Annotated in this window: 25 protein-coding genes and 2 pseudogenes; 5 read left to right on the top strand and 22 right to left on the bottom strand. The window is 42.5% G+C overall.

Annotation, left to right across the window (positions count from 1 at the left end; genetic code table 11):
- Positions 1–19 precede the first annotated feature (19 nt).
- Positions 20–2,455 (top strand): glycosyl hydrolase family 18 protein, encoded by a 2,436-nt coding sequence (locus tag V8V91_RS04525; RefSeq protein WP_373398979.1) that lies wholly within the window; start codon positions 20–22, stop codon positions 2,453–2,455.
- A 148-nt stretch (positions 2,456–2,603) separates the two neighbouring features.
- Here V8V91_RS04525 and V8V91_RS04520 read toward each other — a convergent pair whose 3' ends face one another.
- From V8V91_RS04520 to V8V91_RS04455, 14 genes and pseudogenes are all read right to left on the bottom strand, one after another.
- Complete coding sequence (locus tag V8V91_RS04520; RefSeq protein ID WP_373398978.1) at positions 2,604–4,022, bottom strand: glycosylhydrolase-like jelly roll fold domain-containing protein; 1,419 nt, start codon at positions 4,020–4,022, stop codon at positions 2,604–2,606.
- Positions 4,001–4,699 carry a glycosyl hydrolase gene (locus V8V91_RS04515; RefSeq protein WP_373398977.1) on the bottom strand — a complete coding sequence of 233 codons (699 nt, stop codon included), beginning with the start codon at positions 4,697–4,699 and terminating at the stop codon, positions 4,001–4,003. Before V8V91_RS04515 ends, V8V91_RS04520 begins: the two co-directional genes overlap by 22 nt.
- 8 nt (positions 4,700–4,707) lie before the next feature.
- Complete coding sequence (locus tag V8V91_RS04510; protein WP_373398976.1) at positions 4,708–5,376, bottom strand: glycosyl hydrolase; 669 nt, start codon at positions 5,374–5,376, stop codon at positions 4,708–4,710.
- On the bottom strand, positions 5,369–5,704 hold the full coding sequence (rhaM, locus tag V8V91_RS04505) for an L-rhamnose mutarotase (RefSeq protein WP_373398975.1): 336 nt from the start codon (positions 5,702–5,704) through the stop codon (positions 5,369–5,371). Before rhaM ends, V8V91_RS04510 begins: the two co-directional genes overlap by 8 nt.
- Positions 5,705–5,814: 110 nt before the next feature.
- A complete protein-coding gene (locus V8V91_RS04500; RefSeq protein WP_373398974.1) occupies positions 5,815–6,552 on the bottom strand; it encodes a rhamnogalacturonan acetylesterase in 738 nt (245 codons plus the stop codon).
- Between the two features lie 11 nt (positions 6,553–6,563).
- Entirely contained in the window at positions 6,564–7,211 is a 648-nt protein-coding gene (locus V8V91_RS04495) for a rhamnogalacturonan acetylesterase (protein ID WP_373400616.1), read from the bottom strand.
- A 255-nt stretch (positions 7,212–7,466) separates the two neighbouring features.
- Complete coding sequence (locus V8V91_RS04490; RefSeq protein ID WP_373398973.1) at positions 7,467–8,123, bottom strand: HmuY family protein; 657 nt, start codon at positions 8,121–8,123, stop codon at positions 7,467–7,469.
- Positions 8,105–8,527, bottom strand: a complete 423-nt coding sequence (locus tag V8V91_RS04485) for a hypothetical protein (protein WP_373398972.1) — start codon at positions 8,525–8,527, stop codon at positions 8,105–8,107. Before V8V91_RS04485 ends, V8V91_RS04490 begins: the two co-directional genes overlap by 19 nt.
- Positions 8,524–10,803 (bottom strand): TonB-dependent receptor domain-containing protein, encoded by a 2,280-nt coding sequence (locus tag V8V91_RS04480; protein ID WP_373398970.1) that lies wholly within the window; start codon positions 10,801–10,803, stop codon positions 8,524–8,526. Before V8V91_RS04480 ends, V8V91_RS04485 begins: the two co-directional genes overlap by 4 nt.
- A gap of 41 nt (positions 10,804–10,844) precedes the next feature.
- Complete coding sequence (locus tag V8V91_RS04475; RefSeq protein ID WP_373398968.1) at positions 10,845–11,894, bottom strand: hemin-degrading factor; 1,050 nt, start codon at positions 11,892–11,894, stop codon at positions 10,845–10,847.
- Positions 11,881–12,699 (bottom strand): heme ABC transporter ATP-binding protein, encoded by an 819-nt coding sequence (locus V8V91_RS04470; protein WP_373398967.1) that lies wholly within the window; start codon positions 12,697–12,699, stop codon positions 11,881–11,883. The genes V8V91_RS04475 and V8V91_RS04470 overlap by 14 nt, the downstream gene beginning before the upstream one ends.
- Positions 12,692–13,761: pseudogene (locus V8V91_RS04465) on the bottom strand (FecCD family ABC transporter permease). Before V8V91_RS04465 ends, V8V91_RS04470 begins: the two are co-directional and overlap by 8 nt.
- Entirely contained in the window at positions 13,761–14,045 is a 285-nt protein-coding gene (locus V8V91_RS04460) for a hypothetical protein (RefSeq protein WP_373398965.1), read from the bottom strand. The pseudogene V8V91_RS04465 and the gene V8V91_RS04460 overlap by 1 nt, the downstream one beginning before the upstream one ends.
- Entirely contained in the window at positions 14,024–14,623 is a 600-nt protein-coding gene (locus tag V8V91_RS04455) for a hemin ABC transporter substrate-binding protein (protein ID WP_373398964.1), read from the bottom strand. The genes V8V91_RS04460 and V8V91_RS04455 overlap by 22 nt, the downstream gene beginning before the upstream one ends.
- 286 nt (positions 14,624–14,909) lie before the next feature.
- On the opposite strand from V8V91_RS04455, the gene V8V91_RS04450 reads away from it, so the two are divergent.
- From V8V91_RS04450 to V8V91_RS04435, 4 genes are all read left to right on the top strand, one after another.
- On the top strand, positions 14,910–15,167 hold the full coding sequence (locus tag V8V91_RS04450; RefSeq protein WP_373398963.1) for a hypothetical protein: 258 nt from the start codon (positions 14,910–14,912) through the stop codon (positions 15,165–15,167).
- Complete coding sequence (locus V8V91_RS04445) at positions 15,131–15,823, top strand: GlxA family transcriptional regulator (protein WP_373398962.1); 693 nt, start codon at positions 15,131–15,133, stop codon at positions 15,821–15,823. Before V8V91_RS04450 ends, V8V91_RS04445 begins: the two co-directional genes overlap by 37 nt.
- Positions 15,824–15,930: 107 nt before the next feature.
- A complete protein-coding gene (locus V8V91_RS04440) occupies positions 15,931–16,965 on the top strand; it encodes a DJ-1/PfpI family protein (RefSeq protein ID WP_373398961.1) in 1,035 nt (344 codons plus the stop codon).
- Positions 16,966–17,107: 142 nt separating this feature from the next.
- Positions 17,108–19,837, top strand: coding sequence for a WD40/YVTN/BNR-like repeat-containing protein (locus V8V91_RS04435; protein WP_373398960.1), 2,730 nt, complete (start codon positions 17,108–17,110; stop codon positions 19,835–19,837).
- Between the two features lie 91 nt (positions 19,838–19,928).
- Here V8V91_RS04435 and V8V91_RS04430 read toward each other — a convergent pair whose 3' ends face one another.
- The 8 genes and pseudogenes from V8V91_RS04430 to V8V91_RS04395 form a co-directional block, all read right to left on the bottom strand.
- Positions 19,929–20,684, bottom strand: a complete 756-nt coding sequence (locus V8V91_RS04430; protein ID WP_373398959.1) for a TonB-dependent receptor domain-containing protein — start codon at positions 20,682–20,684, stop codon at positions 19,929–19,931.
- A 26-nt stretch (positions 20,685–20,710) separates the two neighbouring features.
- A complete protein-coding gene (locus tag V8V91_RS04425) occupies positions 20,711–21,592 on the bottom strand; it encodes a hypothetical protein (protein WP_373398958.1) in 882 nt (293 codons plus the stop codon).
- A complete protein-coding gene (locus tag V8V91_RS04420; protein WP_373398957.1) occupies positions 21,583–21,984 on the bottom strand; it encodes a TonB-dependent receptor plug domain-containing protein in 402 nt (133 codons plus the stop codon). The genes V8V91_RS04425 and V8V91_RS04420 overlap by 10 nt, the downstream gene beginning before the upstream one ends.
- A complete protein-coding gene (locus tag V8V91_RS04415; protein WP_373398955.1) occupies positions 21,981–22,346 on the bottom strand; it encodes a beta-sandwich domain-containing protein in 366 nt (121 codons plus the stop codon). Before V8V91_RS04415 ends, V8V91_RS04420 begins: the two co-directional genes overlap by 4 nt.
- Positions 22,327–22,791, bottom strand: a complete 465-nt coding sequence (locus V8V91_RS04410) for a hypothetical protein (RefSeq protein WP_373398954.1) — start codon at positions 22,789–22,791, stop codon at positions 22,327–22,329. Before V8V91_RS04410 ends, V8V91_RS04415 begins: the two co-directional genes overlap by 20 nt.
- A 32-nt stretch (positions 22,792–22,823) precedes the next feature.
- Positions 22,824–23,602: pseudogene (locus tag V8V91_RS04405) on the bottom strand (HTTM domain-containing protein).
- A gap of 85 nt (positions 23,603–23,687) precedes the next feature.
- Entirely contained in the window at positions 23,688–24,815 is a 1,128-nt protein-coding gene (locus tag V8V91_RS04400; RefSeq protein WP_373398953.1) for an imelysin family protein, read from the bottom strand.
- 61 nt (positions 24,816–24,876) lie between these two features.
- On the bottom strand, positions 24,877–26,052 hold the full coding sequence (locus V8V91_RS04395; protein ID WP_373398952.1) for a DUF4856 domain-containing protein: 1,176 nt from the start codon (positions 26,050–26,052) through the stop codon (positions 24,877–24,879).
- Positions 26,053–26,185 lie beyond the last annotated feature (133 nt).

Below are 26,185 nucleotides of genomic sequence, written 5' to 3'. Positions count from 1 at the left end.
AACGGCTAAATTTTATCGTATGAAATGCTCCTATTCTATTTTTTGGCTTGGGTTTTTAATCATGGTTTTTTGCGTTTCGACGAAGAATTATGCCCAGACCGAAATCCCTCCAGCTAAAATTGTTTTGGATTCAGTCAACTTGGCGGATACCACCAAAAAATCCCTGATACAAAAAATCATTCAGCCTATTCGATTCCGTGATAATAGAATCAAAAGAGAGCGCCAGACAGTTTATGACTTTCTGAAGGAATTGACAAATGAACAGGATTTAAGCATCGATACAGCGACGATTTCGGCAATCTCTGATGAATTGGTGAAAATGGCCCAAGAGATCTCTGCAAATGATACTACAGGAATGGAGTTGGGGAATCAGATTCAACAAGCGATCAGCCTATTGGATACCAAGGCTTCCAAAGAGAAAATTGATTCCATCCAATTTAAGCTGGAGTCCGTTCTAAAAGGATTGTCAGATCAGGCTCAACAGGAATCCAAGGAAAATGCTACGCTAGTTTCCAATAAGTTGCAACAACTCCGACAAGTGAACATGTGGTGCGATTCAGGGAGTTTGGACTCCTTGGTACTGGAGACCAATCAATTTTACTGCCTACAACCCAAAGGAAAGGTGTTTGGATGGTATTCAAATAGAGAGGGGTCCCAACTTAGGAATAAAAACCTGGGTTATTTGACAGATTTAATTCTGTATGGATACGATTTAAATACAGATGGATCACCCAGAAATTCCACAGAGTTAACTGCCCTCCTAACTGATCAGATTGTTCAAAATGCCATCAATGAAGGAAAAAACCTATCGCTGTCTATTTTCAGTGAATCAGCCTATGTCGTCAATAGGTTCCTTCAAGATACTAGTGCTCAAAATACTTTAATAAAGAATTTAAGCCAGTATGCCAAAAGCTATCACCTCAAAGGAGCTACTATTTACTTTGAAGAATTCGGAGAGCAATATTCAGGTAGATTTTCTTCATTTATCAGTAAGTTAAAGAGTCAGTTGAGTGGAATTGAGGGGTTTGAATTGAGTCTGAGTTTGCCTGCATTAAGAACCTTGAAATTCAGGGAAAAGTCTTATTCCTATGATTTTACAGCGCTCAACCGAGTGATTGATTATTACTTAATTCATACCAACGAGTTGAATGTAACCGCCTCCTATGTTCCATTTTCTCCGAGCCCATTATATCATGATCCCAAAGTAAGCAGGGGGTCTATTGAGCAAACCATCAATTTTTATTTGAACTCGAATTTGCCATTGAGTAAAGTGATCATGACGGTAGGATATCTTGGGATTACTTGGCCTAAGCAGGACTTTGAACCCTATTCCAAATCTTCGGGATCCGGAAGAGAGATGACCCTGAATAGGATTCAGTCCGAAATTTCCTTTAGCAATGATTCCATCTATATCTCTGGGTTTGATCCAGAGCAAGCCTCTCCCTATATAAATTATCAGGAAAATGATCAATTGAGGCAAGTGTGGTTTGAAGATGGGCGGAGCCTCTATTTAAAATACGTTTGGGCCGTGGAGCAACAACTGGGAGGAGTGGCTGTTTGGGGGTATGGAAATGATGATTTCAACTTTGAGTTCCAGGATGCACTGGCTGCGGCTATGTTTGAGGTAGACACCATTCCCTTGCTCAATTCATCCTATTATGCTTTAAACAATGAAGCGTCTTCAGAAGAAGAATCCCTATGGTCCACAATTTTTTCATTTGATCTAAAAAGCGGGATTGCCAATCTCGGAAAACTCTTGAGGAACTTAAACTATATCTATTCAGATCTATATTGGGCATCCAGTAATAATATTCAAATCATTCAAGGAAAATATAATCGGGACTACCCGTTGGATTTCAATAGTTATTGTGAGTATTCTGAGTATACTTCCATCATCCCAATTTCAGATCTTGAAACGGATCCGTATTATTCAAAGCTAGATAGAAAAGCGAAGAGTGAACTGGATTCCAATTTTATGTTTACCCGAAAGAATCTAATTATGAAAATAGATTCCATTTCAAGTCCATGGGATTCAGTTGCGGCCTATAATTTCAAGATCAGCCCATATGAAAATAAACTTCAAAATGATGCGGAATGTGCTTGCTTACTGGACAGATGGGATGTCTATAGAGATGGATTTATGGTGATTTCCCTGATTTTGTTGATTGTTATTGTGGTTTTGTTTTTGAGCCAATATGTGATATTGGTGAATTACGGAGATAATTGGCCCTATATGATTTACAGGGAAATTTTGTTTTTGGTGTTTTTAATCCTGTGTTTTTTCACCATTTCCTTATCTCTTTTCTTTAATGGGAGTTTTGATATTATAGGCGCAGGAAGTGAGTCAACAGGTATTACCGTTATTATTGTGTCTTTTGTTCCAGGCCTGATCATAGGTTGTTACATCATCTGGTTTATCCTCAAAAAGACCTATGAGAAGAAAGACTTACCATAATAAGTTGAAGTGGGCTATGCAATGGATTATTACCCCAGGGAAGTTGGGATTTCCCAAAAGAAAATCAGCTTATTGATTCTGACCATGGCTTGCCTCCAGTCATGGAAATGAAAGAGTAGGTGACAGAGAAGATTAAGGTTGCTGAGATTTAAAATTCCAATAGTTGAACTTTCCCTCCAATCCCAGAAGGCATGGTATTCCAGTTGCTTGCATCAAAGGGTTGGTAATCAATATTTACAAAATTGATTTCATGGTAATTCCTCCATTGAATTCCATTCCTGTCTAAATAACGGATACTATTGGCCATCAAACTCGCCACTTCTATTTTGATACTGTTTTGACCGTTTTTAAGATGCTCGGTTACATCCAGTTGAAAAGGAATACTCCAGATGGCTCCAGCGTACTCCCCATTGATCCAAACTTTGGCACTTTCATATACTTGATCCACCTGTAATACATAGCGTTTCCCTTCATTTTTTTCTAAATCAAAATTGGAAGTATAGTTTGCCTGTCCTGAAAAATCATCCGCACTAGGATCTCCCTGGTTGGTCCATGGATGGATGGTCTCCATTTGTTGGGAGGAAGGAAGGTGGGGTTGACCCTCCTTAAATGTTAAGCTCCAATTGGTAGAGAGGTCTTGTTTTCTTTCTGCCTTGCTGTAATCGGGCCAACTTGGCAGCGCAGTTTCTATAGACTCTTCCAATGCTTTGATAAAAATGGACTCCCCAGATTTGAGAAAGATTGACATGTTGGTTTTGCTTCCCAGAATATTCGATTCCAATATTCCCCTGCTTCCGGTCAATGGATCCATTGCCACCAATTGTTCGGCAGTGACATTCAGTGAAAAAGTTTGGTGGATTTCATGAGGACTGTGGTTGACAAGAAAGTAATACGTACCATCTTCCGTTTTCCTACGTATAAAATCCAGCCCTGAATCTACCAAGGTTTCTCTTTCTATCTCTAGTTCTTCCAAGGCAGATTGGATGGAATTGGACAAAATAACTTGTCCATTTCCATGCTCGGATTTCCCATTTTCAAAATTGAGCGTTTCCCATAATTGATCCAGTTCTGCTTGCATTGCAGCTTGATCGATAGGGTAACCTGGGGTGGACTTGGGTTTTGACTGAAAGATCACATGAGCCCCTTGTTCCGCCAGTTTTAAGATATTCTTGAGGGTTTCAATGGGCATGAATTCCGTTGAGGGAATGATTAATACCTGAGCCTGGTTCTTTTCGGAAGTTTGAATTCTTCCTTGCTCCACCCTTGATTTTGAAATCATGTCATCTGAAATAAAATCCAGGGAATATCCAGAATCCATCAGGTTTTTGGACTGTTTGTAAAATTCGGTTGGGTGAAGCCATTCATCCACTGTATGCACGGTAATCATTTCCATCTTTCCTTTTGGCGCTGACCAAACATCATACACGGGCCAATAGACCAATAATTCATTGTCGGGTTTACCTGTTTGGAGAATGGATTGAGTCCTGGTGATGAACTGATTAAATTCATTAAAATGTGGCCAAAGACTATTCTGCTGGGTGAGGTTTAAGGAAGCATAAAAAGCCATCCCGGGTAAGAGACATCATCGGGGCTGTAGGTGACCCCATGGTAAAATATATGATTGACACCAGCTAAAAAGGCCTGTTCCACTTCTGGCTTCATTTGGGAAAAGGAGGATTTGAAATGCTCTCCCAGCCAGGTAAAGGTTTCAGAAGAAACGAGGTTTTTTCCGGTGATATGTGCTGCTGAAGAAGCAAACTTCAACATGATGGGATCTGGGTCCACATTTCGGATATCGGCACTATCTCTCCTCAATCCTGGGATAGGGAAATAACTGGACCCGAACGTTTCGCATTCAGGAATGTCCACCGCTGCATATAAATCCAATAAATTTCCCGGAGAACCATGTGCTTGATTTTTGGTGATCTTTCCTTGGGTATGCGCCCAGGTAGTCCAATTTTTTGTGAAATTACCCAGGAGAAGATCGTTGATGGTTTCCCTATAGTCCGATTTTACCCTGCGGACGATTTCAGAACCCTCTTCCATTTCCAAATAAGGTAAATATTCCTTCAGGTCGTATCCTCTTAATTTTTCAAATTCCTCAAAAAAACCAGCGGTGAAATCAGCACCATATACCTCGAAACTATCATTGTAAAAAGCCCTGAATCCATAATCCTTTCCGCTCAGTGCAGTTTCAAAATAGCGGTTATAGGAATCAACTGCTGCCTTGCTGAAATGATCCAAGGTAAATCCTACTCCCCCAGGGGCGGCTCTTTTACTTTTTGCCCAGTTTTATCTAAAAAGATTGCTTTGATGTTCCAGTTTCCAGGTTCTGCCCATTCTAACATCCCATCCTCCTTTAAGAATTCGGTCACCTCTTTCGCATGCATATGTTCATCATAAGCCATGATGGCAACCAGTTTGGCCATAGGTTGGTTTTCATTCCTTCTTTGGAAAATTATCGGGTCGGAAAGCCTCTTGCCATCATGAATTTCATAATCCTGTATGTTCATGGCACTGGCAGCTTCCTCCAAGTTTACCTGAGGACCGCCAAATGGCCAGCCTGTACCTTGGGTCAAATCCACTCCCATACCCAAGGAATCTGCTTTTTGTACGGTGAATTTTAGTACCTCCAACCAATCCTCCGACAGGTAATCCAAATATCGATCTTCATACCCTTTCGCTCCATAGATAGGAGCGATTTCCACGCCTCCCAACCCTGCTTCCTGATACTGTTCCAGTAGGGAAGAGAGGTTTTGTTGATCTACAGCACTTCCCATCCACCACCATCTAGTCCAAGGCTTTGAAGTAGGGGTGATTTCAGGCCAATCAGCAGTGCCTACGGCGTTTTTATTATCGGGAGCACAGCACAAAAAGACCGAGGAGAAAGCCAAATAGGTAAAAAGTAAAAATCTATTCATGGGATTGAGCTTCATTTAAGTTGAAAACCGGTAAAAGAGGAATAGACACAGGAGAGTTGTCTGGATTGGTTTCCATAATATCTGCCATGTATTTCCACCAGCGCTGAACAATTTCAGTGTTTCCTAGGTCCTGTGAATTTGCATCTCCCTCGATTATTTGGAAAGCGAAAAGATTGGAGGTTTCCCTATCCAGAAATATATGGTAATCCACGATTCCTGTGTCTTTTAACAAATCCACCAATTCAGGCCAGATTTCTTGATGACGCCTTTCATATTCTTCTTCAAATCCTGGAATCAATTTCATTCGGAAAGCTAATTTTTTCAACATAGGTAATTTTTGATATCAGATTTCAGATTGGAGAATTTGTTTTCAAACCATTAACGAGGTATTCCTTATTCTGCTCTTGGTACATTGTTCAAGACGAATCATGACGAACTTCACTTTATTAAATATTCCTTCAAAGCAATTTTCGTCAGCTCATCAATTGCTTTTGCCACTAGTTGGGCATTCAGTTCAGCGCCTTCTTGTAGGGTATGGGTATGGTCAGTCTCGTTAAAATAATGAGTTCTCACGAATTCTTCACCTAAGCTATCGTAATGGTTTGCCACTAACGTGTTTAAATCAATAAAAGCCGTGTGGGTGTCTTCAGCTACTTGTTTAGCCCAAAGCCCGTATCCTTGGTCCGCTCGAACCACTTTTCCGTTCTCCCAATTATTTCTTGGAATCAAGGAGCAGACGATGGGAGATACCTCTTTGGCTTTGGCTGCCAAGATCATCTGTCTTAGATATTGGCCATAGGAGTAAACGGTTTCTTGTTGCTTTGTGATCGGGTTGTAAATATGCTCGGCTTCCAGCCCTGCACTTTTGATGGTTCCCCTGGCTCTTAAAGTGTCATCTAAGGGGCTGGAGTCATTATGGCCAAATTGCATGATCAAATAATCTCCCGGCTCCATTTTATCCAACACTTTTTCCCAAAGCCCATACGTCTGAAAGGTTCTGCTACTGGTGCCTCCAAGGGCATGGTTTTGAACTTTTATCTGATCGGAATCAAAGTAAGGAGCTAAAAAATCTCCCCAACCCCAAAGCCCGCCTGCTCCATCACCTTGACCATTCTTCACGGTAGAATCCCCAATTAGGAACAAAGTAGGTTGATCTTTTTTCAGGTATTCTTTCAAATCAGTATTGTTCAGGTTTTTATTCCCTGGGTCACTGACCAGGCATTGATTCTGGCACCCGCTTCATTGGTATGTGTGTGATCTTTTTCAAATAGCCTTTTCACGACCTCTGGTCCCCAGGTGTCGTATTGGTCCCCAATAAGGGTATTTAAGTCCAGGAAAGGAACCCCATGTCTTCTTGCAGCTTCCCTTGCCCATTTCCCAAAATCTTGGTTGGCCCTTTCCACTTCACCATTTTGAAACTTATTTCTGGGGATCATGGATGCCACAATGGGAGTGGCTCCTTTCGCTTTGGTATCTTGGATGAACTTTTCCAGGTACCAGCCATAGGTATGCACCGTTTCTTTGGTGCCATCTGGCCAAATCAGCTCTTTGGTTTCCTCTCCCATGCCTCTCAGAACTCCCCGGTAACCTGCTCTCGTGGTATCAGGGACTGATCCTTCATTATGACCAAATTGCATGATCACATAATCTCCGGGCTGGAGCGTACTCAAGACCTTGTCCCACCTTCCTTCTTTCAGGAAGGTTCTGTTACTTCTTCCTGCCATGGCCTGATTGCTGACGTTCAATCTGCTGCTATCGAAGAACTCCTGTAAAAAGTTTCCCCATCCTCTTTGAAGATTTCCCTCTCCGCCATTTCGAACCGTCGAATCTCCGATTAAATAGAGCGTTTTGGGAAGGGATTTTTTGTATTCAGCGTAGTAAAAGCCAGTATTAAAAAGAGAAGAGGAAGAAAGGGGATAACGATAAAGATTGGTCTTTTCTGAAACATGCTTAGAACGATCTAAAAAGAGTTGGGATTTTCAGTTTCTAAGGTAGGAAAAGATTCTTTTTTTAAAAGTATAGTGGGGAGTAGGAATACATAAACAGAGGCTGCAAAAGCAGCCTCTAAGTGAATAGTGAACTACCCATTACTATACATCTTCCTTCACCAGCTCGTATTCAAAAGAGGGTCTTCCCCTTTCTCCATCTTTTGTCAATGAGAGGAATCTTAACTTGTAATAATTGTCTTCTGAATCTTTGACAATGTAGTACCGGTCTTCAAGAACCGCGGGACTTGAGTTTGGACCTCCTCCTCCTCTCCAAGAAGAGCCAATAGTTAATCTGTTGTCTGAATTGAAGTCCAGGGAAGCGATATCTGAGTAGAGAAAGTTTTCATAAGGGATAGCCTCTTCCAGCACTTCTGCCGTGGTGGTTCCACCGTAGATGTTGTGGTAAACCAAATCCTGGAAAAAATAAGCCAAGGTTCCATTGGATGCCTGTGGGTAAGGAGTGGAGGAGGTGCCTGCTGTCCAGGCAATGTCCCAATCTTCTTTGGCGGGTTCTACTTCCACTATTCCATGCTCGAAGGAAACGTACACAAAATTGTATGAATCATCTTTGGGGATTTCAAGGGAGTTAGAGCTGTTTCCAGTTGCATCAGCATGCTCCAAAAGGTATCCGGAATTAGCTCTCGTGATTTTGATTTTTTTCCAAGTTCTTTCAGTGGCTCCACTGGTTCCTCTGTTTAAGGGGTATACTTCATTTTCATCATCTGATGCACTGATTGGGGCTATAGTGGGGTTTTCCAAGGGATTAGAAGGGTCATCCACATGAAGAATCCCCTCCAGGTTGGTAAAGGAGAGCAGGAGTTCTCCTGACGATTCAGCCGCTGAGATTTCTTCGGCTCCAACCTCCTCCAAAGAATTTTTCCAGTGGCAGAGGCCATGGCTCCTGTCGTTCCGTTGATCAACACCTTGAAGTCGGATCCGGTATAAAATGCCAGGTCCCAATCCGATCTCTTGACGGCAGTTTGTTCACTTGATCTCAATTTGATAAAAGCAGTATTGGGATAGGTAGCTCCACCGCCATTTACCTCCATCCATCCGGATTCATCCGGGGGAATGACCATTGGAGCTGAATCATCCTTGCAAGATGAAAATAGACTGGCTCCTATGAATAATGAGCAGATGGTGAGTATTCGATTGTTTTTCATGGTATAGAATATTGAAAATTGGTTAGTTTTTTAATTGATAAGTAAGCCCCAGGAAATAGGATCTTCCATAGCCTATGGGTCTTTGCGACCCCATGCCATGCGCAGCGCCGGATCCCGAACTGCTGTTGATTTGGGTAATGTCGAACAGGTTTTTTATGCCCACATGCAGGTTCAGGTTTGTTCGGATTTCTTTTTGAAGGTGAGATCCATCCATTGGAATCCGTCCAATTCAATTTCTTTTGGTTGGGTATTTCCATTTTCATCCAGGGAGATTTCATAACCAGGCAGGCTTCCCGTCCATTTGTAAAAAGACTGGCCGTGGTTTTCCATGGTTTAATCTGGTAGGAAATATCAGAGGTGATTTCTGGGGTCCAAACAAAAGCGGGAAGGTCGGATTCCTCTTGGAATAGTTGATTATACCTTCCTATGTAGGAAAAGCCCAGGTTGAAATTCCAGTTTTTCATGGAAAGGCTTTCTCCTAGGGTAAGTCCAGTCGTTTTGTACCTATCTACATTGATCAAGGTAGTGACCTGCAAATTGTCAGGATCCTGAGCATAGGCGATTCTATTGGAAAGGTCATTATAGAACCCACTGAGGACCGTTTTCAATTGAACCCCTTGGGAAACTTGCTTTTTCCAATCCAGGGAACCGTTGACGCTATTGGAGTTTTCTGCTTTGAGGTTTGGGTTGCCAGAGATGCTATGACTGGCATCGAAGAAATTAAAATATAACTCTCTGGTGGAAGGGGCCCTAAAGCCATAAGCATACGCAAACCGAATGGCCAACTGATCTGAGAGATTCCATTTGCTGTTGATCGAAGGGATGATTGGAGGTGCCTCATAAGCCGAATTCCAGGTTTTCCGAATTCCAGGTTTGATACTGATTTTCGGGCTGGGCGCCCATTCTGCTGAAAGGAAAACTGCATAATCCCGGATTCCCTCATTGGATACAATTCGTTCTCCTGCTCCTTTTTCAAGGTGAATGTCTACCCCTGGATTTAGCCGTAGTGTGTTCCCTAATTTCCAGTCCACCATCATTCTCCAGGTGAAGCCTTGGTAATGGATGGTGGAATTGGCCCCTTCTGCTTGGGATTGGTATTTTTCGCCACTGTAGACCTGCGTCACCCAGGTCTCAGAGTCCCGGGAGTAATCGGTATAGGCACCTTGCCAGGTAAGGCCAATGCCGTTTGATGATTCCCATCTTCCACTTATTCTGTGCATCCATCTCGAGGTGATGAACTGTTGATCTAAAATTTCAAATCGTGCATCCGCACCATAAGAAAATACTGTTTCATCCAGGTAGTCCAATTGATAGTCCGCATAGAAAGATTTTCCTGTCCAGGAAGCGCTCAGATTCAAAAAAATCTGATCTTTTGGCAGCCATTCATAGTCCCGACCTGTTTTTTTGCCTTTCCAGCCCCCGAAATTGTTTTGTGAAATAGAGGCTCCGAAGTTCCATTTATTAATCCCATAATTTCCGGAAACACTGCGGGTGTGGTTGCCTTTGCGGGTAAAGGGTTGGTATTCGGATCCAACAGTTTCCTCTTGGATTCTAGCCGACAAACTCCAGGTGTTTCCAAGGTCTTTCTTGGTGATGATGTTGATTACTCCGGCCAGTGCATCCGCTCCGTATACCACCGACATGGGTCCTTCTACAATTTCGATGCGTTCAATTCGGTTCACATCAATTTGATTGATATTGATTTCGTTGGACGTGCCTTGTCTGCCAACCATGGGAACTCCATCGATAAGGATTTTCACATTTTGTCCGGACAATCCAAGAAGTTCCATATTCGATGATCCCAATGCATTGTCCTGACTGAACCGAATTCCCAGCTGGGTATTTAATGCTTCCTGAATGGTAGTGGAGGCCCTGTTTTGAAGCGTTTCTTTTTCAATTGAACGAACTTGATAAACCGAATTCCTGGCAGATTGAGGCTCGTAATTTCCTGTGACCACCACGGGATCCAAGTCATTGATTTCCTCCTTTAGCTTAAATACTTTAATCGTATCATTATCAGTTAAATAATACCAATTGGACTGGTAGCCTAATGCCAAAATCTGGAACCGTTTATTTCTCAAATCTTGATCCAAATCAAACTTCCCCTCCAGGTCAGTTGTGATCCCTTTTCCATTCATTACCTGAATCGTCGCGAAGGGAATCGTCTCTCCGGAATTACTGATCACTTTAGCTTTTTCCTGTGCCAACCCGGGAGGAAACCAAAAGAGGATAGATAGGATAGAAGTGATAATTTTATTTAGACTAAATCTAAACATAGGATTAAAATTTTTTGGGGAGTGTTACCTCCCCATCCGTATTAAGTCAATTGATCCAATAATTCTTTCCAGGCGGGTTTTTGGGGTAATCCTGATTTTCTAAGACCAAAGAATTGAACAGCCAATTCCCCGTTTTTGTCAAATAGTTCAAGTGCGGATACATATCCATCTGTGGTGTTTTTATGTACCACATAAACGGAATCCACCTCCGATTCGTTGAGATGCATATTGAAATCAGGATCCAGTACATTGATCCAATCTCCCATCTGTCTGATGGTTCTTACTTTTCCCTGATGGATTTGAATGTTCCCTTTATTACCGGCAAAAATCATGATGGGTAATTGTGTTTCAGAGGCAACAGAAAGTACTTTCCTCACCGAAAGCTTGTTTACTTCGTAAGCCCATCTATCCCCAATCCATTTTACAGCATCCAATCGGTTCAGCCGGTGCTTTCGAAGCATCCCGAAAAAGTCATGGGTATCTCTCATAGTGGCCCAATCAGATTGGAATGTTTCCATATCCAGCTCATTGAAAGAGGAGTAGGAGGGCATTTCAGGCGTTTCTATGTCCAGAGTGCCATGTTGATTTTCCGATGCGTATTTTTCCAGCATTCGTTCATAAGCGGCTGGATTGGATTGCTCCTGTAAATAGACTTTTAAAATGGCCTCTCCCGTCTGGTCAAAATACTGTAGGCTTTTTAATATTCCCTTTGGAGAGGGGCTAGTCACGGCAAAACCGAATTTCCAGCTTTTGAAAAACACACGTTGTTCTATGGGGCCAATCACGGTAGCGATGGTGGAAGAACCGGCGGCATGTAGTTCGATTTTTTGAAAAGGACCTTTATGCTCCAGGACACATGCTTCATTTCTGGTCAAAGACATGACCTTCCCAAGCTGCGGGAAATCAAGTACCTGGGATTCAAAATTGTCTTGAAGTCTAATCACCTGCTCACCGATCCCGGTCGCTAAAAGTTCGGCTTCAGAAACCCCGAGTCTTTTTGCGGCATCCCGGATTCTCAATTGAGGCGATTCTGTTTTTAATGCTTCCCATTTTTGCTTTAGGGTTTGGGTAGCTTCATTAAAGATTTCCATAGTAGGTTAGTTTTGAAGAGGATAATGTTGACATTATTTCAGGGGAGGACGAGACTATAAGTCCTCCGGTATAAGGGTTTTTGATCAGTTGGATGGGGTGGTCAAACACATGGGCCAAGGTTTCTTTTTCCATGACTGCATGCACTTCTCCGGTCTTTACAAGGGTTCCGTTCTTTAGCAGGGCTATTTTATCCGCGTATTGAATAGCCAGGTTCAATTCGTGTAAAATCACCAGAATGCCAATGTTTCTGGATTTTAAGCGGTCCAGTATTTTTAAGACTGCATGTTGCTGGGCAATGTCCAGACTGGAAGTAGGTTCATCCAACAGCAGAAATCTTGGAAAGGGTTTGTTTTCCCAGATTTGAACCAGGACCCTTGCCAAATGAACCCGTTGCTTTTCTCCTCCAGAGAGGTGGTTGAAGGCTTTCTCTTTGAGATGTGCCGTATTGGTCACTTCCATCAGTTCGGAAATCAGGTGTTGCGGGGACCTTGAACTGGAACTGATCAAACCCAGCCGGACCACTTCTTCAGCGGAAAAAGGGAAATTCAACTGGGAATGTTGGGGCATCACCGATCTGATCTCCGCCAATTGTTTTAGTTTGAGGTGATGAACCAATTTTCCATTGTAAGAAACAGTACCTTGCCTACAAGCGATTTCTCCGGATAGGAATTTGAATAAAGTGGATTTCCCTGCCCCATTCGGGCCTAAGACTGCCAGGATTTCCCCTGGATTCAATTCCAGGTTCATCTGATCTATTATCGCCCTGTTTTTGATGCAAAAATGAATGTTTGAAGCTCTAAGCATAGGTTTTGGAATGGTTTAGGTTAAAAATCAACCAGATAAAGAATGGTGCTCCGATTAAAGCGGTAATGACCCCAATGGGCATCTCTGCAGGGATTACGATGATTCTGGCAATCAGGTCTGCGACATTCATCAAGATGGCGCCAAGCAGAAAGGATCCCGGTAAGACGAGTCGATGATCAGCCCCAAAAAGAATCCGGATCAGGTGGGGAACCACCAATCCAACAAAGCCGACCATTCCTACCATGGATACTCCGGTTCCTACAATTAATGCACAGCAGATTAAAAGCAGCAGCTTGATTCTCTGCACATTGACCCCCATATGAAAGGCTTCTTGCTCTCCAAGAGCCAGCGCATTCAAGGCTTGATGTTGGAAGAGCAGCAAGAGGGAAGGGCCCCCGATAAATAGGATGCTGATTGGGATTTTATTCCAGACGGAACCTCCCAGGTCCCCCAAGCTCCAGAAGGTAAAACTTCTTAAGGCCGTATCATCCGCAAAGAATAGCACGAGTCCAATCAAGGCCCCTGCTAAAGCATTGATGGCAACACCTGCCAATATCAACATTCCCGATTCAGATTTTCCCTGGCTTTTGGAAAGTTGATAGACCCCGATGACATGTAATAATCCACCCAAAAATGCGAACAAGGGCAGTCCTACGAGTTGCAAAGCTTCGAACAGGCCGGACGAGACAGGGATGAATACCATGAAGATGACCGCGAAGAGTGCGCTTCCGCTACTGACTCCGATTAAACCGGGTTCTACCAGGGGTTCCTGAACATTCCCTGTAGGGAGGCCCCGGCAATTCCCAATCCTCCTCCTACTAGGGTAGCCATCATTACCCTGGGTAACCTGATCTGAAGCAGCACATTTTCCTGCTGTATGTGATGTGACCCAATACGAATGCCTACCTGATCCATCAAAATGGAAAAGCTTTGTGATAGGGAAATGGAATAGGCTCCCAGAGAGAGGGAGAGGACAAGTAATACAGTCAAGGAGAGCGCAAAAGCCAACAGGATGAGGTTTTGCCACTTGGACTTATCCCTATGTGACGTTGAAATCAGCATTAGGGTCTGGCAGCTTTAGCAAGGTCCAAGGCAGCTTTCCCTACACGGGGTCCAAAGCTGGACAGGTAATGACCATCCATTGAAATAACTTGGTTTTTCTGGAAGGCGGTAGTTTGATCCATTCCCTGAATTTTTGATAAGCCTTCCCATCCGCCCAAACTTTGGATACCTGATGTGAAAAGCACAATAAAGTCTGGGTTTAATGAGGGTAAGGATTCGGGACTTAAAGGAGCGAACTCATCAAAGCCAGTAGTTGTACTTTCTAACTGAGCCAGTTTAAACATCTCAGAAGCAAAAGTTTTTCTCCAGCCATGAATAGGGTTTCCGGTCCCCTTGCCATGACAAACAAAGCTTTGGGCTTGCGATCTTGGGTGGCTAAAAACCCGTTTAATTGCTCTAAATCATCCTCTATTTCTGAAATGAGTTGGAGTCCCTTTTCCTTTTCCTGAAAAAATTCAGAAAGCGCTGTGATCAGGGTTTTGGTCTCTGCGATGGACTTGGGTTTGGTAAACACCTCCAGTTCAACCTGGGCAGCTTTTAGTTGGGTTATGACATCTGCAGCTAAATAACCCTCTTCTATCAGGACCAAATCAGGCCCAAAAGCTAAAATCCCTTCTGCTTTTATCTGATTCCTATAGCCGATGGAAGGCAATTCCTTCATCGCTTCCGGATAGGTTGAGGTTAAGTCCGTTGCAATGATTTCATTCCCATGGCCTAATGCGTTCACCATCTCCGTGATCGTGCCTCCGGCTGTAATTATTTTTTTGGAGGGTTGATCCGTGTTCACCTTTTTGGATTGTTCAGGAGATCCACATGACACCAGGGCCCCTGCCAAGAATACCAGAATTATTTTCCTTATCATTATTTAGATCAATTATAAATACATGACAAAAGTAGATTTATTTAGATTTAATCCAAATAGGGATAAGATTAATTTTACAAAAAAAATGTTGAATGGACTTTGGCAAGGGTTTAGGGTTGAATGGATGGGGGAAAGGAAAAAAATAGCATCAGAGAAGCGAAGGATCACTAGTTGATCTGAAATGCTCCCTTTTTGGGGTGGGCTTCCTTGGATTGAAATCCTCATTTACCTGTTTTTTCATTCCAATAGCCTGTCAAAATTCTTTATAAAAGCTTAGGTTAGGACCATGGAAAAAGTAAAGCGGGTCTTTTTTGCGGTGCCTCCCCAAGTTCATTTGTTGGATATCAGTGGTCCAATCCATGCTTTTTACGAGGCAGGAATGATGGAGTCGGGTTTGGAGACTTACTTTATCAGCACAGAAAGAGGGAAACCCAGCAATCAAGTGCGGGGCTTGCTCTTTCTTGACTGGTGGACTTTGTTGACTTTCAGCTCCACTCGGAGGATTGGGTGTTTATTCCTGGGATTGATTCCGAACTTCTTCTGAGTAGGGAATTTGCACAAGCCGCTGTCCCATTTTTGGAATGGTTAAAGCAGCAACATGACCGAAAAGCCAAGATTTGTTCTGTCTGTACCGGGACCTTTATCCTGGCGCTTTCCGGGATTCTGGAAGGGAAAAGCTGTAACACCCATTGGAAATACCTGAAACAATTTCAAAAGCGATTCCCAAAGACCAGCTGGTTGGAGGATCGGTTGTTTGTCAAAGATGAGAATATCTATTCCAGCGCGGGGGTTACCTCCGGGATTGATTTGTCTTTGTATGTGTTGGAAGAAATGTATGGGCCCATTCTGGCCATGAAGGTTGCAAAGGAATTGGTTTTGTATGTGAGAAGGTCCAAAGAAGACCCTCAATTGAGTGTGTTCCTTCAGTTCCGAAACCACCTGGATACCCGGATCCATGAAATCCAGGATTTTATGGCAGGGAATCTTGATCAGGATCTGAGCTTAGAAAGATTGGGGGAACAGGCCTGCATGAGCCCAAGAAGTTTAAGCAGGAATTTCAAAAAGACCACAGGAATCACCCTGGGGGAGTATCGAGATAAACTACGGGTGGAAAAAGCGGTGAAAATGTTGGCAAGTGGTCAGAAGTTGGAGGTGATCAGCACCAGCTGCGGGTTAAAAAGCAGCAATCAACTTCGTTAACTTATCAGGAAATTTGAAGGGTTTTTACCCCATCAATTGTCCCAATAGTGAGTTGTTTTGTCCTTTCGATTTGCCCATGGCTAAGGTAGCTTTGAGAAAAAAGAATCATGCTCAAACCTATTTTATCCCTTCTTTTAAGTTTGATGTTATTCGTTCCAGGATTTTCCAATAACCCCTCCCAGTACATTTGTCCCCCATGTGGAGCTGCATGTGATTCCCTAGTTTATGAGGAACCGGGTATTTGCCCTCATTGTCACATGCCTTTGATTCGTAAAGAGGAGGTAAAAACAATTGCCTTTTACCTTCAGGATGGAGTAGAGGTGTTGGATTTTGCCGGCCCTTTGGAAGTATTTTCTTATGCCGGCTATCGGGTATTTACTGTTTCCAAAAGCAAAAATCCCATAAAATCACAAGGCGTTTTAAAGGTGACCCCTGATTATTCCATTGAAGATGCCCCCAAAGCGGATGTACTTGCTTTTTTCGGAGGGAATGCTGCCAGCGCCTACAAAGATCCTGCGGTGATTGATTGGATCAAAAAGCAAGTGGATACTGACTATTATTTTTCTGTTTGTACGGGTGCGTTTTTATTGGCGGAGTCCGGGATACTGGATGGTCAAACGGCCACTACTTTTCATGACGCATTAGACAACCTGGAAGAAAATTATCCAACTATAGATGTCCGGAAGGATGTTCGTTTTGTAGATAATGGGAAGGTGGTCACCACTGCCGGGATTTCTGCAGGAATAGATGGGGCTTTGCATTTGGTAGCCAAATTCCAGGGGCTGACCAAGGCGAAGCGGACTGCATTTTATATGGAGTATGACAACTGGGTTCCGGGAGACGGGTTGATTTTAACGGAGGAAGATCCCTATGAATTTCTGCATACCGATTTTGGCTTGTCAGACTATACGGGAGTCTTTGAATACAAGGAGGGAGCGACTTTGGAATTTGTTTTAGTGGATCATTCTCCTGATTTGCATGCGATCATCAAGGGGGTGAAATTCCCGCTGTTCTTTGAATCAGAAAATATCTTTTCTGATGTGGATGGGGATTTGGTTTATTTTGAGCGTGATAGCGTGGGGAAAGTCAGGGGCTATCGGATTCAAAAGGAAGGAGTCCTTTTCAAAAAAATCAAAGAATAGCCATGCTTATCTTGTATTTAGTCCGGGATTTCCGGTTGGCATTGCCAAAAAGCCGTGCATTCCCACCACTTACATAATTGAGTTCATGGGGTTTTGTGGTGCTTGCTTTTTACCTTAATTTAAGTGGCACAACCTTAATTCTATGATCAAACAATCTACAAAAAAATTAAAGAGTGTTTTGGCAATGGGACTGTTAATTTCAGCGGTTTCACTTCCCAATGCTCATGCGCAGAAAATCCCTGACCAAGTCGTGGAGGCTATTAGATTCAGGGAAATAGGTCCTACCAGGCAAGGAGGTCGTTATGTTGAATTCGCAGTAGTGGCCAATTCAACGAAAGTAATCTATGCAGCTACTGCTTCAGGGGGACTTTGGAAATCCGTGAACAATGGACAGTCCTGGACTCCTATTTTTGACAATGAATCAGTGATTTCCATTGGTTCGGTAGCCGTTGACCAAAAAAATCCCGATGTGGTTTGGGTGGGGTCCGGAGAAGCAAACAACTCCAGAAGTTCCTATTGGGGAGATGGGATTTATAAATCTAAGGATGCCGGAAAGACCTGGACAAACATGGGGCTTCCAGAGTCCCATCATATTGGCAGAATCGTCATAGATCCCACAGATTCTGACGTGGTCTACGTGGCCGCTTTGGGCCATTTGTATTCTGAGAATGAAGAGCGAGGACTCTACAAGACAACCAATGGAGGTAAAACCTGGAAAAAGGTGTTGGATATCCAGCGTGAAGACGGGAAATATATTGGAGTGGTGGATGTAATCATGAGTCCTGAAGATCCAAATACCCTGATCGCTGCGGCCTATGATAAAATCAGAAGACCTTGGACTTTCAATGAAGGGGGAGAAGGAAGTGCGGTGTACAAATCCACGGATGGAGGGAAGTCCTGGAATAAGCTAAGCAATGGGTTCCCCGGTGGATTTTTAGGTAGAATAGGTCTTGCCTATGCACCTAACAATGCAAATGTGGTCTATGCCAATGTTGAGAACGTCAATGTGGAAGGGATTTCTGAGGAAGAAAGAAAAAGAATGCTTGAGATCGGACTTCCTCTGGGCAACGATCAAAAAACAGCTGGAACAGAAATGTATCGATCTGATGATGGAGGTGAAAGCTGGAGAAAAATAAGCCCAGAAGGGGAGGATGTAGGAGGATACCCTTCCTATTACTATCAACAGGTAATCGTGGATCCGAACGATGAGGACCATGTGTATGTCCTGGGAATTCGTGTTTGGGAAACCAAAGACGGGGGTAAAACCTGGGGAATGCCTTTCAGATTTGGAGGGGACAATCATGCGATGTGGATTGACCCGGCGGATTCCGAGCATATGTTGCTTGGCTACGACCATGGAATGGGCATCACCTATGATGCAGGGGCGACCTGGTATCATCCGGATGAATTGCCTTTGGCTCAGTTCTATGCGGTAGATGTGGACATGGCTTATCCGTATAATGTGTATGGAGGATTACAGGACAATGGTTCTGTGAGAGGTCCAAGTTCCATGAAAGACGGAAGCTCCATTCCTTTTGAAGCTTGGCAAAGAGTAGGAGGAGGAGATGGAATGTATAACGTGATTGATCGATCCAATAATCGATACCTGTATAACGAGTCTCAATTTGGACCAATTCAACGCTTGGACCTGGAAACAGGTGAATCAAAGAGCATCCGGTATTCTGGGGCACGAGAGATGCGCTGGAATTGGAATTCACCTATCGTGGTTTCACAACATGATACAGATGTGATCTATCATGCAGGCAACAAGGTGCTAAGATCCAGTTTCAGAGGCGAAAATTGGACTGAAATCAGTCCTGACTTATCTAAAAATGATTCTATCAAGGCATTGGGAACCGGAAATATCCAGTATGGAACGATTACCACATTGGAGGAATCTCCATTGGACCCCAATGAGCTTTGGGCAGGTACGGATGATGGAAACGTCCAAGTAACGAGAGATGGTGGAAAAACCTGGACCTTATTAAATGAGAACATTCCAAACAATCCGGAGTATTGGGTAACAAGAATTGAGGCTTCTGCACATTATCCGGGTACCGCTTACCTTTCTTATAATGGAATGAGAAGAGATGACTTTTCATCATTCTTATACAAAACAACCGATTGGGGTGAAACCTGGACTTCTATTGCCGCGGGTATCCCAGCAGGAGGAATAAATGTCATCAGAGAGGACTCTAAAAATCCCGATTTATTATTTGTGGGAACAGAATTGGGAACCTATGCAAGTATCGATGGGGGAGCCAATTGGACCAGGTTCATGACCAATATGCCAAGTAATCCGGCCTATGATATGGTGATTCACCCAAGAGAAAATGAACTGGTGGTTGCTACCCATGGTAGAGGTATTTTTATCGCGGATATCAGTCCTCTTCAGGGATTGGATCAAACTGTGCTGGATACGGAATTGACTTTATTTGATATCCAACCTGCCGTGCAATACATCGAAGGTTTGAGCAATGTGACTGCTTATACCAACTTTGATGGAGAGAGCAGAAGCCCAGGTAACCATATTCAATTCTACGCCAAGAATGCGGGTCAAGCAACGATTAAAATCTATAAAGGTGCCAAAGAGATTTTCACCAAATCTATAGATTCAAAAGCGGGCTTAAATAAGTTTGTTTGGGAATTTGAGGAAGTTACAGGAGAGCGGACCCAGAAGCAGTTGGATCAAACCGCTGAACGGTTCCGTGGATTTGGAATGGAAGAGGAAGACATCCAGAGGAGAATTGAATCGATGAGATTCATTACCCGTACCGTGAACCCTGGTACTTACACCGTGGAGGTTGAAATGAATGGTCAATCATCCACCAAGGAAGCGGTAGTCATGAAGGACTATTGGACGTTGAATTAATTACATATTAAAAAAACAAACAGCCGATTTTGTAAAAAATCGGCTGTTTTTGTGTCTGAATAAATCAGAGTAAAGCCTAGCTAATAGTTGACTAGAGTTGAAACTGTACAGTTAAATAAATTCCCCTTCCATCTGAGGGTAAAATACCAGGACCAGGGTACCCTGTCGCTCTTCTGGTAAAGTAAATCGCATTGGTCAAATTGTTGACAGATCCTTCAAACTTCAATTTTTTGTACTCATAGGATAAACTGAAATCCATGATGGAATAAGCAGGAATTAAACCGACCACTGCTGAAACACCCCCATCGATGGCATTGGTGGCATCACTGAATTGATCACTGAGATGACTGAATTGAAGGGAAGATTTAAAGTTTTTATAGGCAACAGAAAGTCCGGTTTTGAAATTAATATTTGGGACAAATTCTACCTCATTACCTTCAATTCCATTGATATCGCTGGCTTTATAGGTGGAGTTAATGATTGCGAGGTTACTAAATACAGTGCCCCTCCATGACACATTTTCAGGGAATAAAGTAGATAGGAAATCCCATTCTACATAACTCTCAAAGCCACTGATGATGGCCTGACCGATATTGGTTCGCTGTCTTAATACCCGATTGCTTTCATCATAATACTGGACTTCCCCAATTCTGTTGTTATAGTTCAAGTAGAAGAGACTCAGGTCATAATTGATTAACCTGTTTTGATCAGAACGGATTCCAAGATCGATGGAGTAACCTTTTTCATCTTCCAGGTCCGGATCAATGGTGGCGGAAGGGTTGGAGATCCGCATATCACTAAATGTGATGGAACGGTAGTTCTGCGAAATGTTGGAATAGGCCTCCAATTTCTCGTTTGGCTTGAAACTCAGGCCTACACCCCCAACAGAAAGCTCCGGTTATTTTTCCTGGATTCTTCCACCACATTTCGTTCAAGAATGTTCCCTGCCAGATCTCTATAAACGACCGCATAATAGCCTTCCGCTGAAGTTTTGATGTTTTCAAACCTGACCCCGGGAGTAATGGATAGTTTATCATTTAGGAAGAAGATATTTTCCCAAAACAGGGAGAGGTTTTTGTTTGGAAATTCATAGTCATTGAGCAGGTTGTCTTCCCCTGGCAAATAATTAAAGTTAGCATCTGACCCAGTACTGCCAAACCCTTGCGTACTATGGTTATATCCATGGTAATAACGGATTCCGGTGATTCCTATGGATTGGATGTTGCCCAGCGAATACCTTTTGAGGTATCGAAACTCAGTGCCCCAATTTTCAAAATCACCTTTGATAAGATCCCTTTCGGAATTATCGTCTATGGTGGCCACCCTATTGGGTCTGAAACCAACGGAATAGCGATTGGCATTCAATCCAAAGAATCTAAGATTGACCGAATTATTCTGGTTGAATTTATGGTCCAAATGGAAAGCATATAAATTCCAGTCCACATTGAACCAGTTTCTTGATCGATTACTTTGTCTTGGGTCTTGTTCAAACATCTCATCGGTTAGACCCCCAGGCTGTTGGGATAGGTAGGTCATTTTCGTGATGTCAATACCTACTTTGGTGTTTTCTGTGACTTGGTAATTAAGATTGGTATAGAAATTATAGCTGTTAAATTCAGAGTTGGGTCTCCAACCATTCCCTTTTTTGTATTGAAAAAAGGTATAGTAGCTGAATTTTTTATGGGTCCCGCTAAGACTGGTGAAGGCATTGTAGAAGCCGAATGAACCAAGGGTTTGCCGGGCGGTTAATTCCATTTTTTATGTTCCACCGGACGCTTCATCTGAAAATTCACCAGTCCTCCGAATTGAGTTCCATATTGCAGGGAGGCTGCCCCTCTTACAATCTGTATTTTACCAATTCCTTCCAAAGGTGGAGTGTAGTAGCTTTCAGGATAACCTAGTGCATCCGCACTGATATCGTACCCATTTTGCCGGGTGTTGAAATTGGAGGAGCGGTTAGGGTCCAACCCTCTTCCTCCAATGCTTAACTGAAGACCGGCTCCATCATTTTCCCAAATATTTAATCCTACTACCTTGGAATAGACCTGTCTTGCGTTATTGGTAGACAGGTTGGCCGTCATATTTTCAGGCAGGATCACTTCTGATTTTTTGGCTTCGTACAGGCCCATGTTATCCACCGCGTTCATCCGGAAAGGCCAAAATCTGATGCGGATTCTGTGACCACCGCTTCCGCCAGATTCATGCTTTTAGGGTCAAGAAACACTTCCAGGTTCTGGTCTTTATTTGCAATGGACACCTGAATTTTCTTGTACTCAAAAAATTCGCTGGTGAAATGAACGGTATAGGAGCCATTGGCCAGGTTTTCAAAATAGAATTCACCTTTGGAAGAGGCTTCTACCAATTTTGACCCATCATTTAAATAGACGATGCAGGAAGAAACAGCCTGGTTGTTTTCAGATGATCTGATGGTACCGCTCAATTTGGATTGAGCCACCAAGAACATTGGAAATAACCCTATTAGGAATGTATTAAAAACCTTTAATTTCATCTTCAAATTTTAAAATCCAGTTTTTTGGAGCGAGCGATTCTTTTTCTTTGGAAAGGTCAATTGTTGGGTCAACCAATGCTTTTCCGATTCTTCCATTTAAGGAAACATAACTGTCCACAAAGATCTGTGGATTTTCAATTCCTGTTTTTTCAAAATGATGTTGTAGGATATGGGCAAATTCCAGTATCATATCCGGTTGTGTTGCCATCATCTTTTCTTGCTGGGGAGTAAGAAACTCCTTGTTATCCACTTCCTTGATTTCTCCGTTTTCCCCTTTGACCAAGAAGGTGGCAGATCCCATTTTTTCAATCAGCATCACCCTCCAACTGAACCGATATCCTTCTTCGGTCCAGAACAATTCTCCCGGGTATAGGAAATATCTGAAGGGAAGGAGGATTTGAATGGCAAAGAACAGGATCAAAAAGGCAGTTAATAGACTAGTCAAATTTTTGGAATAGCTGAAAGATCTTTGGGGATTTAAAAAGGAGGAAGAGGCATGCAGTATTCCTCCAATTTTATGAATGATGCGAAGGTGAAAGTCCTGGGAGAAAAAATCAGTGCCGTACCTATCATGATATAAGGAAACATTCCTATCGGAAAAAGCAAAGAAGTGAGCAGGTGGAATACAATGACAGAGGCGTAGGCCAATTTCCTGGTAGGAGTATAGAGCAAGAGAAATCCAATACTTAAATCATAGATACATCCGATCCAACTAAAGAGGTATGCAACCCAAGTTTCATTCAATAGTGTTCCGATCAGAGGAAGGTCATTTTTTGCCGGTAACCAAATCTTCATGGGCAGAGCTAAAAACAGCCAATCACTGTTGAGTTTTGCCAATCCTGCAAAAAAATAAAGAATGATGACCATGAACTTGATGGAATCAGTACACCAAGAGGGGATTTTGGAAGAATTGAGACTGGGTTTCCTCCAGGCATCTACAGAAAAGTAGGCATTTGCAGGAAGAAAAATCAATAAGAAGCTTAAGAGGGAAATAAAATAATAATGGTTTAGATAAGTCGTCTTATCCATCAATTCAATGTAGGTGAAGCTTAAAAAAAGAGGAGGGCAGCCCATCGGTAGTAAAGGCCTATGCTTATCAACAAAGCAGCAATCATCCCTACTAAAAAAAGGAGGTAAGTATATTGCCCCACCGGTTGTACCCATTCGAATCCGTAGTAGCTAAAATGGTGTTTTGGTGCAATATATAATTGGTGTATCCAGCCTTTAAGCCAAAATCGCAAGAGGCTTAGAAACATCAATAAACCAAACATCATTCTGAAAACAACTAAGGCTGCTGGAGAAGATGTTTGGTTTAAATAAGATGAAAACCTTGTTTTCAAATCAGTCACCATCGTTATCCGAGTAAGTGATCGTAATACTCATTGCTGAAGTCATATCTACTTTCAGAAGTCTTACAGCTTTTTGCATTTCCTGGTACACTTGGATCATGGAGTCATTATCCGTGATGATTTGCTGGTATAGGTTTTCGGATAATCCATTGAGGAGATTGCTGATGACTGTCAATTGTTCATTGATGTATTCAGACAATAATTTCCCTGTACTTGGGTCTTTGGCGCCGATGGCTACCAAATAGGATTTCAGGGAAGGACCATGTTTGCCATTGGCATTCCCGTTAAAGAAATCGGTGAATGCCTGATGGGCAGTTTTCGCCAATTGAAGAGAGATGTCCTGCTTATAAAAAGCTTCAATTTTTTCTGGGTTTGGGGTGCCGGAACTTGCCAAAGTTGCTCCGGAAGGAATACCAAATTTGCCGCTACGCACATGTCTTTCATAATAAAGCACATAAGCATTGACCATGGAAGCTGTGGAAGAACCTATATCCAATCCAGTCTTTGAAATGAACTCTTCTTTGGCAGGACCATTCCAATCTGTGATTACCTGATTGAGTAGTACTTCCATTCTGGTAACCAGCGCGTTCAGGTAAGCACGTCTATCTTCGCCCTTGTCTGAGTTTGTATAAAATTCCAGGATTTTGCTGTCCTCTTCTGCCACACCATTGATCAGGTAATCCAAGGCTGGAAATCCCTGCTGGTCATAGGTAGAGGGAAGGTTCAAATTCAATGTGGAGGAACCGATGTTGGATTCAATTCCTGAAACATTGGTGGGATAAATGTTGTAAAAGTTCCTTAAGGTATATTTTTCCGCAGGACCTACTTCAAATAATTCTACATGTTGCCAGGAAACATAGGCCTGCACCCAGGTATTTCTTAACGCTTGAAGGTTGGACTCAGTGGGGCTGTTCACAAATTGATCGGCACTGATTACCATGTTTTGCAGGTCTTGATCAAAGGCTGTATATGAAGGAATGATCATTTCCTCTGCCCAAAACTTCAGCATTTCTTTTCGATCGCTGTTTTCTTCAGGAACATCCTGATCATCAGTTGAGTCAACACAACCGAAAAGCAAAGCCAACAAAAAGAGAATAATAGGGTACTTTCCGTAATTCATCTCCAATGTGTTTAAGGTGGAATAAAAGGCCGGAACTCCTCCGGCCTGATGATATGAATTCTTACAAGTTGAATTTTGATTTGATGGCAGCTTCTGCAGCATTGATTTTAGCTGCATCTATATCCCAGAAACCATTTTCACTATTGATTAGAGCAGCGATCACAGAATCAGAGAAATTTGCATCTGCTTGATAAGTACTGGCAAATCTCAGTGAATAAATGAATCCCAAGGCTTCACCGATTGCATGTGCTCTTTTTTCTTCTGTGGTACTGGATCTCCATTTACCCAAATAGCCAAGGGCTGCATTTGCAATTGATTTTTCGAATTCCTGTCTGATGATAAGCGCCTGGTTTTCCATTTCAGCCAAGTCGTTGTTGACGATGGCAGCTCTTCCTTTCAGAAATGCAGGATAGATTTTCGCATAGCCGCTTTTATTATATTCCCAGATGTAAGCTCCTGCTCCGAATTCAGAAACAGGACCTTTTTCAGTATCAGAAAATCCTTCTAAATAGATAGGGTTCAGCGTAAGTGTGCCATAGGCCAAGTCCCAATTGTGTTCCAGTTGGGTATAGTTTTTATCCGAAACAAGTGTTGAGTTATCCGCATTCAGCCCAGCGTTTAGAAGGACATTTCCTATAAAGTCCAACTGGAATGCCCCTAAAAGAGATTTTTGAATGACCTGTGCTACTTCAATCCCCTTGTCATTTAACAGGTAACTTCCAAGTTTACCTGCTTGGTTGATGGATGCTTCTTCATTGATGGATAAACTGTTTGCATCTATTTCCTCAAATAGGGATTCAAAATAGGCCTGGGTGGCTAGAATTTCAGCTTGTGACCTGGATGGAGCCACTCTTTCACTTATACTAACTTCAGAATTAACCAGGTCAGAAGCATTGAATAAGCCTCCTTTTACCTCTATTTGTGTAAAAGAAGATCCAGTATTGTTGAAGAGGTTTGATAAAAGGCTTTGATCAATTCTTGAATTAGTACTGACGCTGGATTTTATGTAATTATCCATCGACTGAAACATGCTTAATGAAATAGTACCTTCAGTTAGATCCACCGTTGAATTTCCAGATTGATCCAAAAATTGAGTGGAGTAGGCCTCGGTGGCGTTCAGTTCACCATAGCCTATTTCAGATCGAAGGTTGGGTTCTGTGGTTTCATTCTCACAAGAGGTTGCAGCTAATAGGGTTAACCCCAAAAGGAATTGAGGGCTTTTTAAAAACTTCATCATTTTATAGTTGATTGGGTAATTGATTTCGACTGCAAAGTTATTTATTTAGATTAATTCTAAAACAATTGTTTAGAAAAAATCTAAATAAAAATAGAACGAGTTTTTTAGAAGTGCTTTTTTAAAGTGAGTATCC

The sequence above is a fragment of the Algoriphagus halophilus genome, from assembly GCF_041729275.1.
In the GTDB taxonomy this organism is placed as follows: domain Bacteria; phylum Bacteroidota; class Bacteroidia; order Cytophagales; family Cyclobacteriaceae; genus Algoriphagus; species Algoriphagus halophilus_A.
Note: the sequence above shows the minus strand (reverse complement) of the source record. Positions and strands in the feature narration are given on the sequence as shown.

What these genes read in the sequence shown, in the direction of transcription:
- V8V91_RS04525 (WP_373398979.1), top strand. Translation starts at nt 20, where the DNA reads ATGAAATGCTCCTATTCTATTTTTTGGCTTGGGTTTTTAATCATGGTT.
- V8V91_RS04520 (WP_373398978.1), bottom strand. Translation starts at nt 4,022, where the DNA reads ATGGCTTTTTATGCTTCCTTAAACCTCACCCAGCAGAATAGTCTTTGG.
- V8V91_RS04510 (WP_373398976.1), bottom strand. Translation starts at nt 5,376, where the DNA reads ATGAATAGATTTTTACTTTTTACCTATTTGGCTTTCTCCTCGGTCTTT.
- rhaM (WP_373398975.1), bottom strand. Translation starts at nt 5,704, where the DNA reads ATGTTGAAAAAATTAGCTTTCCGAATGAAATTGATTCCAGGATTTGAA.
- V8V91_RS04485 (WP_373398972.1), bottom strand. Translation starts at nt 8,527, where the DNA reads ATGAAAAACAATCGAATACTCACCATCTGCTCATTATTCATAGGAGCC.
- V8V91_RS04480 (WP_373398970.1), bottom strand. Translation starts at nt 10,803, where the DNA reads ATGTTTAGATTTAGTCTAAATAAAATTATCACTTCTATCCTATCTATC.
- V8V91_RS04475 (WP_373398968.1), bottom strand. Translation starts at nt 11,894, where the DNA reads ATGGAAATCTTTAATGAAGCTACCCAAACCCTAAAGCAAAAATGGGAA.
- V8V91_RS04470 (WP_373398967.1), bottom strand. Translation starts at nt 12,699, where the DNA reads ATGCTTAGAGCTTCAAACATTCATTTTTGCATCAAAAACAGGGCGATA.
- V8V91_RS04460 (WP_373398965.1), bottom strand. Translation starts at nt 14,045, where the DNA reads ATGTTTAAACTGGCTCAGTTAGAAAGTACAACTACTGGCTTTGATGAG.
- V8V91_RS04455 (WP_373398964.1), bottom strand. Translation starts at nt 14,623, where the DNA reads ATGATAAGGAAAATAATTCTGGTATTCTTGGCAGGGGCCCTGGTGTCA.
- V8V91_RS04450 (WP_373398963.1), top strand. Translation starts at nt 14,910, where the DNA reads ATGGAAAAAGTAAAGCGGGTCTTTTTTGCGGTGCCTCCCCAAGTTCAT.
- V8V91_RS04440 (WP_373398961.1), top strand. Translation starts at nt 15,931, where the DNA reads ATGCTCAAACCTATTTTATCCCTTCTTTTAAGTTTGATGTTATTCGTT.
- V8V91_RS04435 (WP_373398960.1), top strand. Translation starts at nt 17,108, where the DNA reads ATGATCAAACAATCTACAAAAAAATTAAAGAGTGTTTTGGCAATGGGA.
- V8V91_RS04425 (WP_373398958.1), bottom strand. Translation starts at nt 21,592, where the DNA reads ATGGAATTAACCGCCCGGCAAACCCTTGGTTCATTCGGCTTCTACAAT.
- V8V91_RS04420 (WP_373398957.1), bottom strand. Translation starts at nt 21,984, where the DNA reads ATGAACGCGGTGGATAACATGGGCCTGTACGAAGCCAAAAAATCAGAA.
- V8V91_RS04415 (WP_373398955.1), bottom strand. Translation starts at nt 22,346, where the DNA reads ATGAAATTAAAGGTTTTTAATACATTCCTAATAGGGTTATTTCCAATG.
- V8V91_RS04400 (WP_373398953.1), bottom strand. Translation starts at nt 24,815, where the DNA reads ATGAATTACGGAAAGTACCCTATTATTCTCTTTTTGTTGGCTTTGCTT.
- V8V91_RS04395 (WP_373398952.1), bottom strand. Translation starts at nt 26,052, where the DNA reads ATGATGAAGTTTTTAAAAAGCCCTCAATTCCTTTTGGGGTTAACCCTA.